This is a genomic window from Lactonifactor longoviformis DSM 17459 (assembly GCF_900129135.1).
Classification (GTDB): Bacteria; Bacillota; Clostridia; order Lachnospirales; family Lachnospiraceae; genus Lactonifactor; species Lactonifactor longoviformis.
In genome coordinates this window covers 143,429-161,948 of record NZ_FQVI01000005.1, presented here as the reverse complement: position 1 = coordinate 161,948, position 18,520 = coordinate 143,429, and the positions used below count along the sequence as shown (strand labels likewise).

General features: G+C 46.1%; 16 protein-coding genes. All 16 read right to left on the bottom strand.

Annotated elements, in window-relative coordinates; translation table 11 throughout:
* Positions 1-55 precede the first annotated feature (55 nt).
* The 16 genes from BUA56_RS07380 to BUA56_RS07305 all read right to left on the bottom strand — a co-directional run bounded on the left by BUA56_RS07380 (position 56) and on the right by BUA56_RS07305 (position 18,509).
* A complete protein-coding gene (locus BUA56_RS07380) occupies positions 56-1,981 on the bottom strand; it encodes a glycoside hydrolase family 127 protein (RefSeq protein WP_072850449.1) in 1,926 nt (641 codons plus the stop codon).
* 10 nt (positions 1,982-1,991) lie between these two features.
* Positions 1,992-4,301, bottom strand: coding sequence for a YyaL domain-containing protein (locus tag BUA56_RS07375; protein ID WP_072850447.1), 2,310 nt, complete (start codon positions 4,299-4,301; stop codon positions 1,992-1,994).
* 4 nt (positions 4,302-4,305) lie between these two features.
* A complete protein-coding gene (locus tag BUA56_RS07370; protein WP_072850445.1) occupies positions 4,306-5,136 on the bottom strand; it encodes a carbohydrate ABC transporter permease in 831 nt (276 codons plus the stop codon).
* A 2-nt stretch (positions 5,137-5,138) separates the two neighbouring features.
* Positions 5,139-6,026 carry a carbohydrate ABC transporter permease gene (locus tag BUA56_RS07365; RefSeq protein WP_072850443.1) on the bottom strand — a complete coding sequence of 296 codons (888 nt, stop codon included), beginning with the start codon at positions 6,024-6,026 and terminating at the stop codon, positions 5,139-5,141.
* A 62-nt stretch (positions 6,027-6,088) separates the two neighbouring features.
* Entirely contained in the window at positions 6,089-7,411 is a 1,323-nt protein-coding gene (locus BUA56_RS07360; protein WP_072850441.1) for an ABC transporter substrate-binding protein, read from the bottom strand.
* A 31-nt stretch (positions 7,412-7,442) separates the two neighbouring features.
* Positions 7,443-8,474 carry a LacI family DNA-binding transcriptional regulator gene (locus BUA56_RS07355; RefSeq protein WP_072850439.1) on the bottom strand — a complete coding sequence of 344 codons (1,032 nt, stop codon included), beginning with the start codon at positions 8,472-8,474 and terminating at the stop codon, positions 7,443-7,445.
* 239 nt (positions 8,475-8,713) lie between these two features.
* Complete coding sequence (locus BUA56_RS07350; protein WP_072850437.1) at positions 8,714-9,739, bottom strand: zinc-dependent alcohol dehydrogenase; 1,026 nt, start codon at positions 9,737-9,739, stop codon at positions 8,714-8,716.
* A gap of 16 nt (positions 9,740-9,755) precedes the next feature.
* A complete protein-coding gene (locus tag BUA56_RS07345) occupies positions 9,756-10,688 on the bottom strand; it encodes a transketolase family protein (RefSeq protein WP_072850435.1) in 933 nt (310 codons plus the stop codon).
* A gap of 2 nt (positions 10,689-10,690) precedes the next feature.
* Entirely contained in the window at positions 10,691-11,521 is an 831-nt protein-coding gene (locus BUA56_RS07340) for a transketolase (protein WP_072850433.1), read from the bottom strand.
* A 128-nt stretch (positions 11,522-11,649) separates the two neighbouring features.
* Entirely contained in the window at positions 11,650-12,927 is a 1,278-nt protein-coding gene (locus BUA56_RS07335) for a TRAP transporter large permease (protein WP_072850431.1), read from the bottom strand.
* Positions 12,927-13,400, bottom strand: coding sequence for a TRAP transporter small permease (locus tag BUA56_RS07330; protein ID WP_072850429.1), 474 nt, complete (start codon positions 13,398-13,400; stop codon positions 12,927-12,929). The genes BUA56_RS07335 and BUA56_RS07330 overlap by 1 nt, the downstream gene beginning before the upstream one ends.
* Before the next feature lie 75 nt (positions 13,401-13,475).
* Positions 13,476-14,540, bottom strand: a complete 1,065-nt coding sequence (locus tag BUA56_RS07325) for a DctP family TRAP transporter solute-binding subunit (RefSeq protein ID WP_072850426.1) — start codon at positions 14,538-14,540, stop codon at positions 13,476-13,478.
* A 296-nt stretch (positions 14,541-14,836) separates the two neighbouring features.
* The gene (locus BUA56_RS07320) at positions 14,837-15,556 is read right to left on the bottom strand and encodes a FadR/GntR family transcriptional regulator (protein WP_072850424.1); all 720 of its coding nucleotides are present in this window, start codon (positions 15,554-15,556) and stop codon (positions 14,837-14,839) included.
* Between the two features lie 329 nt (positions 15,557-15,885).
* Positions 15,886-16,593, bottom strand: a complete 708-nt coding sequence (locus BUA56_RS07315) for a FadR/GntR family transcriptional regulator (RefSeq protein ID WP_072850422.1) — start codon at positions 16,591-16,593, stop codon at positions 15,886-15,888.
* 171 nt (positions 16,594-16,764) lie between these two features.
* Positions 16,765-17,523, bottom strand: a complete 759-nt coding sequence (locus BUA56_RS07310) for an SDR family NAD(P)-dependent oxidoreductase (protein WP_072850420.1) — start codon at positions 17,521-17,523, stop codon at positions 16,765-16,767.
* Positions 17,524-17,573: 50 nt separating this feature from the next.
* Positions 17,574-18,509 (bottom strand): transketolase family protein, encoded by a 936-nt coding sequence (locus tag BUA56_RS07305; protein WP_072850490.1) that lies wholly within the window; start codon positions 18,507-18,509, stop codon positions 17,574-17,576.
* Positions 18,510-18,520: the final 11 nt, after the last annotated feature.

Here is an 18,520-nt window from a genome sequence, read left to right as displayed (position 1 = left end):
ACAAAACAGGCTGCTGTAAAACAAATTTCATTTTACAGCAGCCTGTTTTATTCATTTACTTTATAATGGCTTTTACCCAGACAGCCATCTCACCCACACCTCTATTGTTCCAGTAAGCATAGGGAATTGCCCGTATTTCCCGGGTCTCATACTGCGGCTCATAAGTTTCATACAGATGTCTGGAGCTATTCACCATCTTTTTCCCCTGAAATCTGACGGCGATTATGCCTCCAAACTCTTCCGACGGTTCCTCCCAAAGTCCTTTTTCCGTATCTGCAAAGAGTGCCGCAAGATTATTTCCATTGTCTTTCTCTTCCAGGCAGTAGACCAAAGGTCCCCGCATTACAGCTACCTTTCCCACGTCAGAACTCACCTTGACATCCGCCCGGACAAACACAGGCTCTATGGAGAAGCGAATCTGAAGCTTGGTATCCTCTGTTACACGGACGCTTGCATATCCCCTGCAGTTCTCATACGGTATCTGTCTTCCCCCGGAGCATATTGTATAGTCCCGGGCATAGGCGGGAATCCTGAAGTTGATGCAGATCCCCGATTCCGGTACCCCCGTCAGGCTGGTGCTGACCTCTCCCCGCCAGGGAAGCTCTGACTCCACTTCTAAGCTGACAGTAGAATTTCCCACGCGAAAACAGGTCTGGCCGGATATAAAAAGATGCATATAAATCTGATCTTTGTCTGTTCCATAGATGTACTGTCCCAGCGAGGCCAGGGTCCTGGCAATGTTTGGGGGACAGCAGGCCACCCCGAACCACTTTTGCCGCTGCTCCTTTACATGCTCCCGGGACGTTCTGGGGATACAGTTCCCGGGAATCACCTCCAGTGGGTTTACATAAAAGAAACGTTTGCCGTCCAGGGCGACCCCGGCCAGGATATTATTATACAGCTCCAGCTCTACCACATCCGCATATTTGCTCTCCCGGGTAATATTAGCCATCCGCAGACTGAACAGTGCCATGCCTATGGAGGCACAGGTCTCCGAATAATTATAATCGTTGGGGAGATCATAGTCTGTGGTAAACCGTTCCAGAATTCCAGAGGAGCCGATTCCCCCTGTGATATACATTCTCTTTTCCGTTATATTCTCCCACAGCCGCCTGCAGGCCTCCAGCATTGCCTCATCCCCGTAAGCACTGGCCACATCTGCCATGGCACAATACATGTAAACCGCCCGCACCGCGTGTCCCTCCGCAGTATCCTGCTCTCTTACCGGCTTGTGGGACTGTGAATACCTGGGATCATAGTCCTCGAATTCAGGGAAAATATGCAGGTAGTCCGGTGACTTCTGCTCCTTCAGAAAGTAGTTCTCCCCTAACCCGCGGATATCCAAAAAATATTTTGCCATGTCCAGATACTTTCGATTCCCTGTAGCCTCATACAGCTTTATCAGGCCGATTTCCACCTCCTGGTGTCCGGGATATCCGTGGTTCTGTCCCTCCCCGGGACCGAAGGTTTCACAGATAAGATCTCCCAGTTTCAGAACACAGTCGAGGAACTTTCTTTTTCCTGTGGCGTTGTAGTAAGCCACGGCAGCTTCCATCATATGGCCTGCAGTATACAGTTCATGCCCCTCGCACAGATCCTTCCACTTTTTGTCCGGCTCTCTGATAATAAAGTAAGTATCCATATATCCATCCGGCTGCTGTGCCTCTGCCAGAAGATCCACCACACCGTCGGCCAATGCCTCAAGCTCCTGGTTCCTCCCGGAAGACAGGGAATATCCCACTGCCTCCATCCATTTTGCTATATCGGTGTCCTGAAAAACAGCTCCGTAGAATTCTCCCTGCCTCCGTCCAGCCGCTATCTTAAAATTCTCCAGACAGCGGCTGGACTCTGCCCCGGGCACCTTATCATTCATAATATCCCACTGATAGGGAAGAATAACGTCCTTTACTAAATGAATATGTTTTGACCAGAACCGGTCTTCTATCTTTATATCTGTAAGATTAATTGTCTCCAGTCTCATTTTTGTTCTCCTAGCGGAAATGTTTATTTCGTATCTGTTCAAAGTCAGTAGTTCCGAAGCGATCCAGCAGAGCCCAATAGGCCTTAACTCCCACAGCATTAATCCATGGGAAGCAAGTCTTATTGCCCTCTCCTTTCCATCTGTGGCCAAAGCCTTTGTCACCGCTGAACATAGGATCATCTACCGCCCACCAGCTCACCAGATATCCCTCTTCCTGAAGCCCATATTCTGCATAGCCCCAGTCATTTTCCGGAAGAGCTACGGTCTGGCTGCACCCCAGCCAATAGAGCCGGGCTGTCTCAAAAAGCTCCGGATCTTGTGCATAGACAGCAATCTGCGCAATCTCGGCCACACACATGAGCTGGAACGGGTGGACATATCCGCAGCCGCAGGTATCGCAGGCTCCCATTCCTATACTGTTGAACCCATATTTTCTGAGCGTGCTGTCCTCCGGCAAAGGCACATTCCACAGGCATACCCAGGATGCAGTATAATGAGCTGCTCTCACTGCTCCTTCCAGATACACTTCCTTTTTAGTAGCCTCATACAGAGAAAGCATGCCGAACATGGGATATAGAATACTTTCATTGTCAATCAGCTGCCCCTTTGCATAGATACTGTCATGTACGCCCCCGTTGAATCTCACCTTGTCTATGATATATTCTTTTACAAAAGCCCCTGCTTTTTCTGCCGCTGCCAGATATTTTTCCTCACCTGTCATCTGGTACATCTCCACTAAAAATGAAATGGAGGTCCCGGTAGAAGACCGTTTTTCGCAGATACTCTTTCCAAACCACAGTTCCGGGTGCGTGATGGGATTTCCCTGCAAATCATAGGCCCGGTACCAGCCGCCGTCTTCCTCCTGTGCGGTAAGAAGAAATTCCCCATAGTTTTGGATGGCTTCCAGCCAGTTTTCATGAAGAACACCGTGCTCCTTCTCCAGACGATACAGCCGAAGAAGCGCTGTCACGTCCTCATTCATACATCTGAGGTACGCACCTTTCAGGTTTACCAGAGTATCTATGACCTCTCTGCGGTAGTCATACAGAGGCCCCATCAGCTCCTCCAGTTCCTCTCCCTCGGCATACGCCAGGGGAAGAAGTAAGCCGGTCCACCAGAAATTTACTTTTTTCATATCAATATTATATAGGTTGTAAAACAGTCCGGATTCCCTGATATGAATTTTATCAGCAAAAAAGTCTGCCACCTTCCTCGCTTTTCTGATATATTCGGGATTCTCCGTCTGGTACCCATAGCGGAGTACATTCCATGCATTCAAAATATTTTGTCCGGTAAATCCATACTGAATAATGTTTTCCAGCTGCCGTCCCTCCTGGGGATGGCAGTTCAGTACATAGCCCGCCGGCTCATTTTCATCCTCTGCGTGCGTTTTCTCAACATAGTACTTATCCAGCGCCTCCAGGCGGTATCGGACAATTTCTTCCGGAGACTCCAGCAATGCTTTTGGTTCAGGTTTTTCTCTGTCAATGACCGACTTCACGCTGTACCAGCATGCATCATGAAAATCCTTGTGGCTGCAGCTGCTCAGACGGTAAGAAACGTGAAAGCTTTCTCCCTCCTCCAGCGGCCAGAACGCACCGAAGGGAACTGTCTTAACAATGTAAAGGCCGATGGTGGCATCCCCCTCATAGAAGGGGTAGCAGGCGGCAAGCTTCACATTTCCCTCTCCCTCCCCGTCTGCTCCCATGCTTCCTATGTCCGTCTTCTGCAAAAATAATGCATCTCTGCCCTGGCTGCCCCGGTCCGGATTAGAGTCAAAGGCGGGAAGGGGCGCACGCTCCAGACGGACAGCCTTCTTATGTTTCTCTGAATATGCCATAAAAACAGGATAATTAAATCTGTCATCCCGAAATATAGTTTTCTGTGTATGAAAATAATCTTCATACCCGTCTTCATCCAGATCGTTCTTATCAAAGATAGCCGGCGGTGCAAAGTATCTGAGTTCTGCGAATCCTGTCTCCTCCTCCGGAAACAGCTCCATTTCCAGCAAAAGCCGGATCCCCTTTTTGCCGCCTGCTTTCTGAATCTTTACCGTCCGTTCCAACAGAATGCCGTAATTGTCCTGGCTGTACCGATCCGTAAGCGCAATCCTTCCTGCCCCTTCGTTTTCCAGGACTGCAGATGCTGTCACCTCATCTGCCCCATACTTCACCTCCTGGTAAGAGGCTTCCGTTCGGATCACAGAATTTTCCTGAGATCCGTCCCAAAGTTCAAAAATCACCGGATTGGTTACAGCTCCCACAACCATTTCTTCTGCATCTCTTATCTCTGTTCTTTTTTCATTTATTTTTACTCGCATACCTCTATCCTTTCACTGCTCCTGCAGTCAGACCTTTTACTAAATCCTTCTGGAAAATTATTGTCAGTATAAATGCCGGAATCATAAACAGTATTCCCGTTGCAGACATGGCTCCCCAGAATGTCTGGAAGGAAGTAACATATCCCGCAATTCCTATGGTTAATGTCTGGGCCCTGGCTGTTGATGTAAGAGACAGGGCAAACATGAATTCATTCCAGGAAAACAGAAATGCCATAAGTCCTGCTACCCCTATGGATGATTTGGACAGGGGCACCGCTACCTTAATCAGCGTTCCCCAGACGCCCAGCCCGTCCAGCTCAGCCGCCTCTTCTACCTCCTTAGGTATCTGTGCGAAAAAATTCTTCAGCATCCAGATAATCAGGGTCAGCTCAAATGGAATATAGGTAAGGATAAGACCTGCCACGGTATCGCTCAGCTTCAGATTCCTCATAATCATAAAGAATGGTATTACCATTGCTACCTGGGGCACCATACGCACGGCAGTCACAGCCCCGAAGACCGGTTTTATACTGCGGCTGGAGAACTTTGCGAATCCGTAGGCAGCGGGTATCCCCACCGCCATAGAAATGCCGCAGCTTACCAGTGCAACCACGATACTGTTGCAAAGATATCTGAGAAAATTCCCTTCTACAATAACCTCCTGGTAATGTTTCAGAGTGGCCGGTCTGGGCAGAAGATCCGGGGGAATGGCAAACATCTGCACATCCGTCTTCAGTGAGGTGATTAGAATCCACAGAATAGGAAATATGGTAACAATGGCACAGACTGACAGAAGAAGAATCACTGTCCCGTTTATGATTTTTCTCTTTTTCATCCCTACTCCTCCTTTTCGCTCATCAGCTTACTGCACAGAAGGCTGAGAAGACAGATAATTACCATGACAATAAAAGAGGCCGCAGATCCCCTTCCAAAGTCCCAGTCTGTAAAAATCCGTTTATAGATGTAAGTGCTCAGCACCTCCGTCTTTCCCCCCGGGCCTCCCCCGGTTAAAATGTAGATTAAGTCATAGATACGGAAGGCATCGGTGAGGCGGATTACCAAAATAATTAAAATGGTAGGCTTCAGCTGAGGCAGTATAATGCTGCGGAAAACCTGCCATTTATTGGCTCCGTCGATCTCCGCCGCCTCGTTCATTTCCTCAGAAAGCCCGCCCAGGCCTGCCAGAAGCACCAGGATAACAAAAGGCGCCGCAAGCCACAGATTAGCTACGATAATGGTTACCCAGGAGGTCTGAGCCGTGGTAAACCACAAAGGTGCCTCAATGCCGATTTTTGACAGCAGGTGGTTAATAATCCCATACTGGTCTGCAAACAGCCATCTCCACTGGAGCCCGGATACAACAGGGGCAACCATCAGGGGAACTGCAAAAATCAATTTAAAAAACTTAGATCCGGCCGTCTCCCGGTACAACAGCAGGGCCACAATAAATCCAATGATAAATTCCAGTATAATGGTTGTTATCACAAAAAAGCAGGTGTGAAATAAAGCCGACTGGAATTTGGAGTTTTGAAGAACCGATATGTAATTCTTCAGCCCTACCAGTTCAAACTTATTGGCAACAATAGCATTAGAATCCGAGATACTGATTATAAAAGAATAAAGCAAAGGTACTGCAAACGTAATGATTAATATAAGAACCGCAGGAGCAATCAGCGAGTACCCCGCTAACCTCCGCCGTTTTTCTCTGGCTGATACTGCCCTCATTCTACTCACCTCTTCTAAAAGTAATGCCCACACATAGGGGTTATATGTGTGGGCATATAGTTTTACTCAACTGCTTCTTTGATGGTTTTCTCCGCCTCTTTCAGTCCCTCTTCCACACTGACCTGCTGAGACATAATATTGGAAAGTGTATAGGAAAGCTCATTCTGCACGGTTGGAAAATTAGGATTTTCCGTTGCATTGGACGCATAATTCAAAGCCTCTGACATTACCTGGATACTTTCCTTGTCAAAGTCTGTCAGAGAGGTATCACCTTTCACAATCTCAAGAGAGGAGTTTCTGGGCACCGGATTAGTATTTGCTATTCCCAATGCTGCCAACTGTTCGGGAGATGTCGCCCACTGTATGAACTCCCACGCTGCCTCTTTATTTTTAGAGCTGTTTGATATTCCGAATCCCCAGGTCCATGCCGCTGTGGCCTGCTCTTTTCCTGCAGGCTGAACTGCCACTGCAAATTTATCTGATACTGCTGACTGCTCCGGATCCTTTGCCATAGCGTACATATACGGCCAGTTTTTCACCATAGCCACTTTCCCCTGCATAAACATATTGTGCACATCTGCATTATCATAGCCCAGGGAACCCGGCATAACGCTCTTATCCTCATACATCATTTTCAGAAGGAAATTAAAAGTTTCTATATTTTCCGGGGAATTTACAGTAACATTATTGTCCTTGTCAATAATAGAGCCCCCGCCCTGATAGAACCAGTCTACCAGATGAGTCACAGGCTCACCTGCCTGTTTTGCCTCAATGATGGTTCCATACACATCATCCTTTGTAAGCTTCTTTGCAGCTTCCGCATACTCCTCCCACGTCTTAGGGAATTCTGTAATGCCTGCTTCCTCAAATAAATCGGTTCTGTAATACACAATCGGCGTATGGACAAAAAACGGTATGGAATAAATCTCCCCTTCATAGGAGGATGCGTCTAAAGCCGCCTGATAAAAGTCACTCTTATCCTCCTCAGTGAGCTTGTCTCCCAGAGGTTCCAGATAGCCTTTGGATGCAAATTCTGATATCCAGGGCTGATCCGTATCGTAGATGTCAATTGCCCCGCTGCCGGATATAGCTTCCTGAACAAAACGCTCATGCATATTATCATGAGGTATCTCCACCCACTCTATCTCGATCCCCGTTTCTTCGGTGAATTCCTTTGCATGCTCCTGATAGAAAGCAATGTTGGGAGCCCCGGCTTCCGCACCTATGACAAGCTTGGTCCCCTTCTCACCTTTACTGTCTGTTCCCTCTTCTTTTGCCTGTTCTTTGGCTGTTCCCCCGTCAGATTCCTGCTTATCCCCGCACCCGGAAAACAGCATGGACGCCATTGTCATTCCCATTACCAGACACATCAGTTTCCTTTTCATAAAATACCTCCTGCTTACATATGTTTATTATTTACCTTTTAGCTACAGACTTTTTCTCCACAAACCGGCAGTCCAGAACTACCTTTTTCTCCTTAACCTTCTCCTTGCGGATCAGACTCAGAAGCAGCCGGCCAGCCTCATCTCCCATGGCTTCCAGAGGCAGATCCACCGTTGTCAGCCTGGGGCGGGTAAACCTGCATACCTCCTGATTATCGAATCCAATGATAGATACATCTTCCGGAATTCTTACCCCATCATCCAGAGCGGCGTCTATAAACCCTACTGCCATCAAATCGTTCATAGCAAAAATCGCGGTTGGTTTGCTCATCAGTTTTTTATACCTCTCATAAGCCAGCCTCCCGGATTCAAATTCCCAATCCCCGGGGAAAATGAAGTCATTGTTGATGGTAAGATGATTCTCTTCCATGGCCTCCCGGAATCCCTCGTACCGCTGGTGCGCTGGTTTTGACGATTCCTCCCCGCAGATTAATCCGATATCTGTATGATTATTGGCGATTAAGTGCTGAACTGCTTTTTTTGTTATATTCTTATTGTCATAAGTCACGTAATAATTTTTTTTGCCGGTGTCATAACAATAGGCAAGGACAAAAGGAACCCCTACCGGTTTCAAAAGCTGTGACACGTCTCGGTCATGGAGGGCCACATAAATAATTCCGTCCACCTGGGCCCGTTCAAAAATCTGAAAGCCTTTTTCTATTATCTCCTTATACCGGCTGATTGACTCAAAATCTTTTCCCACACGCTTCAGCAGCCCCATGTCATTTAGGATAACAGTATATCCATGCCTCTCTGCATACTCATTAATTCCATTAATAATTCTTGGAGTCTGAAATGCTGTGATATCCTCCACCATGATGCCAATTGTATTACTCTTCTTTGTTCTCAGGCTTTTTGCTATTCTGTTGGGAACATACCCCTCCTCTCCGACGATCTGCATAATTTCTTCCCGCTTTTTCTGGCTCACATTACCTGTACCATTCAGAACATAGGATACCGTTGCCACGGATACACCCGCCTTCTCGGCAATCTCCTTCATATTCATAACAGCTTCCCTCCCTCGTCAGTTAATCGATTAACTAATAAAGTAAAAAAAATAGATTTAATTGTGCAACTTTTATATATTATTCGTTAATATTTATTTTTTTAATACTAATTACTTAGTTAAACGATTAATCTATATGCTTAATATATCACGGTTATCTTCAGTTGTCAATAACACTTTTTATAATTTCCCAGACAAAAAGATACCCTGTCATGAGGGTATCCTTTCGTCTCCATCAGTTAAAACTCCAGCATAACTTTAATCACCGGCTCAGGTCTTTTGTCGGCCATATCCATAGCCTCCTGCATCTTTTCTATGGGATATCTCTGTGTGATAAACTGGCTGGTATCTATGAATCCCTTTGCCATGCAGTCTACCACTACCATGTAATCCTCGTAGGTATACATATTTGACCCTATCAGGGAAATCTCTTTGCTCTGGATAAGTTCATAGGGCGCTCTCTCACTATTTTGCATAAGTGCTATCTCTGAGATCACTCCGCCTCTCTTTGTGAGTTTTGCAGCCTGCTCCACCACCGGTCCGTTGCCAAAGGCCAGAAATGTTATGTCAACTCCCTTACCCTCTGTAATCTCCATTATTTTTTCTTCCAGGTTCTCCTTTGTGCTGTTGATTGTATGGGTGCAGCCCATCTTGCCCGCTGCCTCCAGATTAAAATCCACCACATCTGTCATTATCATACATCTGGGATTGCAGGCTTTCACGCTTAACAGTATGCCCAGCCCAATTGTCCCTGCCCCTATGATCAGCACAGTGTCACTGATAGAGATGCGGTTCTGCCTTACCGCATGCATGCCAACCGCTATGGGTTCAATCAATGCGCCCTGCTCAAAGCTGACCTCCTTTTTCAGCGGCACAATTGTCTTCTCAGGAACCACAACAAATTCTCCGAAGGATCCGCTCCATCCATTGGACCCCAATACTTTTTTGTCCCTGCAAATATTGTATCTGCCCGCTCTGCAGGCTGGGCACTCTCCGCAGCCATACTGAGGTTCTGCCGTCACCCGATCTCCGGGCTTATATTTTGTCACGCCTTTCCCCACTTCTGCAATGATACCGGCAAACTCATGTCCGGATACCACCGGAGGGATACGAAAAGGGTGTCTGCCATGAAACGCATGGACCTCTGAACCGCAGATTCCCGCTGCCTTCACCTGAATCTTAACATCTGTATCATTTACGATTTGAGGTTCCTCTACCTCTTTAAAATAAGCTGCTCCCGGCTTTTCTATGAATCCTGCCCTCATACCTGAAATTTCCTTTCTACCATTCTTCCATTGCCAAATCTGCAATGTGTTCTGCCGTTATTCCGTTCATCTCCAAAAGGCGTTCATAGGGGGCGGACATCCCAAACCTGTCCTGTACGCCTACCCGTTTTACTCTGGCTCCCCCGGCTTCTGCGGCTGTCTCACAGACAGCGCTTCCAAGTCCATTTAAAATATTATGATCTTCTACCGTTATGATTCTGCCAATATCTTTTATGCAGCTCATAACCGCGTTAGTATCCAGAGGCTTGATTGTATGCATATCCAGCACCCTTGCAGACAGCCCCCTCTCTTCCAGAATATCCTTTGCCTTTAATGCAATACAAACCGTATCCCCATTGGCAATGATAGCAATATCCTTTCCCTCAGAGAGCTGAACAGCTTTCCCAATCTCAAACTTTGTATCCTCGCTGTATATAACAGGGACTGCATCCCTGGTAAAGCGCAGGTACATAGGGCCATAAGTATTGGCTGCTTCCCTGACCAGTGCTTTGGCGGCATAGTAATCAGCCGGCATGATCACCTTCATATTGGGTATGGTACGGTAGACCCCCATATCCTCAATGCTCTGGTGGCTGGCTCCGTCATTAGCCGGGGTCAGTCCTCCGTGGGAACAGGCAACCTTCACATTCAGATTCGGATAGCAAATCTCCTGGCGCACCTGCTCCCCCATACGCAGGCTGCCAAATACTGCATAAGTTACCACAAAGGGGATTTTTCCAGTGGTAGCAAGACCTGCAGCAACACCGGCGCCATTCTGCTCGGCTATCCCCACATTTACATGCTGCCTGGGGAACTTTTTTGCAAACTCTCCTGTCTTACAGGACTTTCCGATATCAATGTCCACCACATAGATATCCTTGTTCTCTTTTCCCAGCTCTGCTATAGCCTCTCCGAATCCATCCCGGGTTGCAATTTTCTTTGTCTCCATATTTAAAATCCCCTTTCCAGCTCATCCACCGCAATTTTATACTGTTCCTCATTAGGTGCCATTCCGTGCCATCCCAACTGATTTTCCATATAAGACACTCCTTTTCCCTTAACGGTATGCGCATTTATACATTTGGGTCTTCCTGTTTTAGATTCCCTGATTTTATCCAGGGTATCCACTATCTCCTGCATATTGTTTCCGTCAATCTCGTAGGTCTCATACCCAAAGGCCTCAAACTTTTTCGTCAGATCCAGATGGGGAATCACCTGGTCGCAGGTTCCGTCCAGCTGCAGGCTGTTGTTGTCGATCATAACGGTTAGGTTATCCAGCTTCCACGCGTTGCCGGCCATAACCGCCTCCCATACCTGGCCTTCATCCAGTTCCCCGTCCCCGACCATTACAAATACCCGGTAGTCTTTGTTATCTCTCTTACCGGCCAGAGCCATACCCACGCCGCAGGACAGCCCCTGTCCCAGAGAACCGGTAGAGATATCAATGCCCGGACACTTTTTCATATCCGGGTGCCCCTGCAGAATGGATCCTTCCTTCCGAAGTGTGTGGAAAACCTCTCTGTCAAAATATCCAAGACTCCCTAACGCAGCATACTGAATGGGGCATGCATGCCCTTTGGACAGTATAAACCGATCTCTGTCAGCCCAATTGGGGGTTTGGGGATCAAGCTTCATTTCTCTGTAGTATAAAGCAGTTATAAGGTCTGCCGCAGAAAACGCTCCACCCGGATGGCCTGACTGTGCTTCATAAATCATAGCCAGCGCTGTCTTGCGCAGTTCCTTTGCCTGCTCTTTTAATGCTTCTACACTCACATTTTTCATACATTTCACCTCGTTATCTATTATTTAAACATCATAACATGGGATGTTTAAAGTCAAAAAAAATTTACTTCTTCCAATGCAAGTCTGGGCTATCCAGCTTGCATTGGAGTTTCTAACATATACCTGAGTTAGCCAAGCAGTTTTGGCAAAAACATAGACAGTACCGGAATATATGTGGTCAAAAGCAGCGCTATGATGGATGCGGCTACAAAAGGCAGTACTGCTTTTGAAATCTCCTTGAGGGAAACATTGGCAATACCGCATCCCACGTAAAGGTTTACCCCAACCGGAGGGGTAATCAATCCTATCGCCATATTCATTACCATGATACACCCCAGATGTACACCGTCGATGCCAAGTGAAATGGCAACGGGATAAAGAATAGGCACTAAAATATACGATGCTGAGTTGGCGTCTATGAAACATCCGGCTATTAACAGAATCACATTGATGATCAGCAGGAAAATATATTTATTTCCTCCGCTTACCTGAATCAGCATGTTGCTGGCTGAAGCGGCAAGCCCTGTAACCGTGAGAACCCATGCGAACAAACTGGCAGTTCCTACAATAAACATGACAACTGCTGTCTGTGATACCGAGTCAGCCAAAAGTCTTTTAATATCTTTTAACGTAATAGACTTATAGATAAACAATCCCACGATTAATCCGTAGACAGCAGACACTGCTGCTGCTTCTGTGGGGGTAAAGATCCCTCCGTATATGCCCCCCAGAATAATAACCGGCATGAGAAGCCCCCAGAAAGCATCTTTAAATGCCGCCCACTTTTCTTTGCCTGTTGCCTTGGGCAGCAGTTTCAGCTCTTCTTTCCTGCTCACCCACACCATGGCAATTACAAGCATAACCCCCATTAAGATGCCGGGAACAATGCCTGACGCAAAGAGTGATCCTACGGAGTTGCCTGTAATAGAGCCATAGATGACAAATGTAATGGAGGGCGGGATGATAATCCCAATAGCCCCTGCTGTTGACATCAAGGCGGTAGAGCTGGCTTTATTGTATCCAACCCTTGTCATTGCGGGGATAATAATCATCCCCAAAGCCGCAACCGTAGCCGGCCCGGAACCTGAGATGGCAGCAAAGAAGCATGCCACAATAACACAAACCATAGCCATCCCGCTCTTTTTGTGCCCTACCAGAGTTCTGCAGAAGTCGATAAGCCTCTGGGAGATCCCGCTCTTTTCCATAATATTTCCGCCTAATATAAAAAACGGTATGGCCAGCAGTACAAACTTACTGGTTGAGGAATATAAATTGCTGGATACCATAGAAACCGGCAGGTTCTCATAAAGAAGCGTCAGAATACTTGAAACACCCAGGGAAAGCCCTATGGGAACATTCAGCAGAAGCAGTACAAAAAAGGATCCAAATAAGATCAAAGCCACCATTATTCTTTGTTCTCCTTTCTCTTATAAACCTGTATAAACAGCTGAACATAGCGGATCAGCAAAACTCCTCCGCTGATAGGGATAAACATGCCGAACAGCCACTCCGGCCACTGCATCCCTGCCGTTGTCTGTTTCAGGGTATACTCCTGGTAGGCCATCAGCACTCCGTAAAAGAGCATTACACCCCCAAATACAGCCCCCAGCAAATGTCCAAGCAAGGTGAACCACTTCTGTTTTTCCTTTGAGAGCAAATCTGTCAAAACCGTTAACCCCAGATGCGCCCCCCTTTTTGCAGCTACTGCGGCACCGGTTAAACTGATAATCACTAATCCTAATGAGGTCAGTTCCTCCACAAATGGCATGGAACTGTGAAATATGTATCTGGCAAATACATTAATGCAAGTTAATAAAGTCATGATCAGCAAAATCGCCGAGCAAAAATTATCTTCAAGTTCTCCTATGAATTTTTTCATATTTACTACTCCTTTTCAGCCAGTGCAAGGCACGTCGCGTAATTGTCAGCCTTTTTTGCCCCTATGTCCGCCGGTCTATTCCACGCCGAAGGCAGTACAGGCTTCTGAACCATATATCCCCTTATACTCATCCACCAGGGGCTGCACCACTTCCTTGAACGCAGTAATATCGTCTTCTGTAAATGTATAAATCTCACATCCGTTTTCTTCCTCGAACTTTTTCTCCAGCTGAGCTTCTTCTTCTGCAATCTGCTTGTTCATCTCCTTTGTAGCCTCCTCTACACATTCCCGGATCAGATCCTGCGTATCCTGGCTTAGCGTGTCAAATTTTTTGGCATTAGCCATGAATGTAAATGCCTCATAGGTATGCTTCGAAATAGATATATATTTCTGGACCTCCTGTACATTTGCTGAATTAATGGTACTCAGAGAATTGTCATGTCCGTCAATCGTGCCCTGCTGGAGCGCGGTAAATACCTCGGACCATGACATAGCCTGGGGAGATGCCCCGAAAGCTTCATAGAACGCACTAAAAAAGTCTCCCCCGGGGATACGAATTTTGAGCCCTTTCAAATCCTCAGGTTTTTCTATCGGGTGCTTGCTGTTGGTTATTGCTTTGAACCCATTGTGTACAGCGCCAAGATAGTATACTCCCTTTTTCTGCAGCACGGAATCAATATACTCTCCCCCTGCACCGTAAAAGGCATCCTCTGCGGCCTGATAGTCCGGGAACAGCCAGGGCAGCGTACTCACCATGAGACTGTTGTCCAGATTAGAGATAATGCTGGTAGAGTGTACATCCAGATCCACGGTTCCGTCGCACAGCATCTCCAGTCCCTTTGACATATTCCCTCCTGCCAGCTGATCATTTGGATATACGGTTACCGTTATCTTCCCACCGGATTTCTGATTCACTTTCTCCGCAAACAATTTTGCTGCTTTTGTGTCATTGGCAGTATCTGTTCCGTTGCAGCTCAATTTCAGGCTGACAGAATCAAAATCCCCCTCCGCAGCTTCTGCACTGCTGCCCCCGGCTGATGCATTAGTTTCCCCGGAACCACCAGAACTGCTTCCGCACCCAGACATCAAACCAATTGCCATGACTGCACATAAAATTGAACAAACTACTCTTTTTTTCATACGCTTCTCCTTTACATTTTTCTATTTCCATCCTTTCATCCTAACATGGGATGTTATGACGTAAATATAGCATCTGTAACTGGGAATGTCAATGCATTTATTCATATTTTACACTTTGCACTATTTTACCTACGGTTTTTTGGTTAATATTTTGTTTTTCTTCTTACTCTCCTGCCCTTCTTTCGTCGTTTCATCCCTTCTCCGCCAAGTCTTCCCACAGACACTGCCTCGTACCATAAAAGGGTCTGAAGCACCTGCACTTACAGGCTGCTTCAGACCCTCTCCCGGTATCTGTATCAGCGATATATATCTTTCCAATAAAAATAGCTGTCATTAATTGCTGCATACAGGGCATTGATATCTTCTCCCTGGAGTTTCTCCACCAGATTTTTGTGGGTGTAAATCAGATACTGTTTATCTCCTTTGGCAATTACCCGCTCTATGGTATGATACCTTGACTCCCTCGTCAGCTGCACAATAACATCATGCACCACTAAAACCAGAGAGTTATTCGTGGCCTTTGCTATCTCCTCATGGAAATCAATATCCGCATCGGCAACTCTGGCAATATCAGGTGTCTCTTTTTCCAGTTCCCTCACCAGGAGATCGCATTTACGGCCGATTTTATCCCAGGTCTCTTGTGATACTTTCTTTTCCATTAACAGCTGCATAACACCGTTTTCAATAATCTTCCGGAGATCGATCAACTCGTCATAGCTGTTCTCCTTCTGCAGAATAATCTGGTAGATTGCCGGATTTATAATCTGGGGAGAAAAGCCGTCACATACAAAGGTTCCTTCCGCCCGGCGTATCTCCAGCACCCCATATGCCACAAGGATCCGAATGGCCTCTCTCACTGTATTTCTCCCCACATTAAACATGGCACTAAGCTCCGGCTCTGTTGGAATCTTATCCCCAGGTCTCAATTCTCCATCTATAATGGCTCCTGAAATCCGGTCTATTACAATCTGCACCATTGATTTTGTATTTATTGGAGATAAATATCTTTTTCCCATAGTTTCGCCTCTTTTCGCGTAATATCTAATTATTTCATATTGACCCGGCACTTTATTCTGGATCAATTTTTTCATTTTTCACAGATAGATATTTTGTATTTTTAGTATATATCACACAAATCTAATTGTCCACAGCAAATACTTTTCGTGATTTTTTCAGAATTTATACCACTTGTAAGCGGAAGACCACACAGCAGAGCTGCGGGGGGTGTCCGCAGAAAAAATATCCCATATCCATCTATTGTTAAATATATAACAAAATGGACCGCTGAAAAGCTTTCATTTTACAGCGATCCATAGATCTATTGATATACCAAACATTGGCTCTGCTACTCTTGAAAATATGTTCCTTTTATTAGTTCGTTAATATTGTTCTCATCCCGGTTCAGCAGCATACAGTAAATCTTCTCATGGGCTTCATACAGCTCCATGCCCCTTCCGGTTTTAACCATCCTTGTTACCGTATCCAGGCGCACTCCATGGGTCAATACCCTTACCACCTTATTAATCTTATCGACCAGGGGATTGTATCCCATTGCAGATACGGCATCATGGAATTGATTATCTGCTTCAAAGATAGCATCTATATTTCCCAGTCCCTTTTGAATTTCTTCTTTGAGAACAAATAAGTGGTTCTCAAGATCCTTCAGTTCTTTCTCCTGGTATTTCTGCATTGCCAGGTGGACTACCCCTACCTCGATTAACTCTCTGAGCTCCATAAGGTTATCGTAGTCGTCTGTCTTATCCAGGATAATTCCATAAACCATTGGGTCAATCATGCTCTCAGAAAATCCCTCGCAGACAAAGGTTCCCTCTGCTCTGCGTATCTCCAGCACCCCCAGATATACCAGGATTTTAATTGCCTCACGTATGGAATTGCGTCCCACGCCCAATGACTCTGACAGCTCCATCTCTGTGGGGATCTTGTCTCCTGGCTTTAATTGTTTTGTCAGCATTGCATCGGTGAGACAGTTAATAACCCTCTGCACCACGGATTCGCTGTTCAGTCTTTTTAAATAACTTGCCCGTTCTACCATAATTAGAACTCTCCATTTCCGATTTATGTCGCTACATCCTATAATATACATATTACTTTAAAGCAATCCATTGAATTTGTCAATTATTTATCAGAAGGAATTAGGGCAGATCAAGAAGGGGGTATGTACCTTTGCTAAAAAGTACACACCCCCTTCTTCCTTTAGGAGAAATTAATCCATATGGGAACCACCATTGATATCTATTTCTTCTCCTGTAATATAGGACGCTTCCTTAGATGCCAGGAAGACAATGGCATTGGCTACTTCCTGGGTTTCTCCTGGCCGCCCCATAGGGATATCACTGATAATCTTATCTGCCGCTTCCTGAGGAAGAGACTTCCAGATTTCTGTATTGATTAATCCGGGACACACACTGTTAATGGTTATCCCTTCTGCTGATATTTCTCTGGACAGATTCTTAGAGAATGCGAGTACTGCCGCTTTGGATGCAGAATAGTGGGCGCCTCCGAATACTCCTCCGCCTCTTTTTCCGGATACGGAAGAAAGATTTACAATTCTCCCGTATTTTGCCGCCCGCATAGGCTTCATACATGCCTGGGTACACAAGAACAGCCCGAACATATTGACGTTAAAGATTCGCTTCATATCTTCCAGTGTCATATCCTCTACGGTAACCTTCTGGGAGATGCCTGCATTATTTACTAATACATCAATCCTGCCAAATCTATCCATTACCGTGTCAACCATAGACTGAACTGATTCCGGGGATGTGATGTCTACTGTAATTCCAAAAGCCTTTCCTCCTGCTGCCTCTATGTCTGCAACAGATCCTTTAACCCCCTCGCTGTTCATGTCGGCAACTACTACCGTTGCTCCCTGCCCGGCAAAGGTAAGAGCAATGGTCTTACCGATTCCTTTTGGTGAACCACTTCCTGTAACAATTACTACCTGTCCGTTAAAATCTAACATTTCGTACGCTTCCTTTCTATCCTATATAATATGTAGGATGTTAAAACCTATTATTTTGTGAGTCTCTCTGCAATAGCAACGATATTTTCTGCCGTAATTCCGTTCATCTCCAGCAATCTCTCGTAGGGAGCGGACTGTCCAAACTGATCCTGAATACCTACACGCTTCACTATGCCTTTTCCGGCCTCTGAAGCAACCTCGCACACTGCGCTTCCAAGTCCGTTCATAATATTATGGTCTTCTACCGTGATAATCCTGCCTATGTTTTCCACACAGTCCATTACTGCTTCAGTATCCAGAGGCTTAATGGTATGCATATCTAATACCTTTGCTTTAATTCCCTTTGTTTCCAGTTCATTTGCTGCTTTTACAGCAATGTTCACCGTATCTCCATTTGCAATGATCGCAACATCTGTACCGTCTTTTATCAGATTGGCTTTTCCGATTTCAAATTCCGTATTCTCGTCATATATTACGGGAACCGCATCCCTGGTAAATCTCAGATAACATGGACCGTCCATCTCTGCCGCTTTTTTTACCAGCTTCTTTGCTGCGTAATAATCAGCCGGCATGATTACAGTCATATTGGGGATAGTGCGCAGTACGCCCATATCCTCTATGCTCTGGTGACTGGCTCCGTCATTGGCAGGGGTCACTCCCCCGTGAGAGCATGCAATCTTTACATTCAGTTTGGGATAACAGATCTCCTGGCGAATCATCTCGCACATTCTCAGGGAACCGAAGACTGCATAGGTAACCACAAAGGGGATTTTGCCGCAGGTTGCCATGCCTGCCGCCACGCCGGCTCCGTTCTGCTCTGCAATTCCTACATTGAAGTACTGTTTTGGGAGTTCCTCCCGGAATTTGCCTGTCTTACAGGATTTTCCTATATCGATATCCACCACATAAATGTCTTTATTTTGTTTTCCCAGAGCAACGATCTCTTCTCCGAATCCATCTCTGGTTGCTTTCTTTACTTCGCTCATCTTAATCCCTC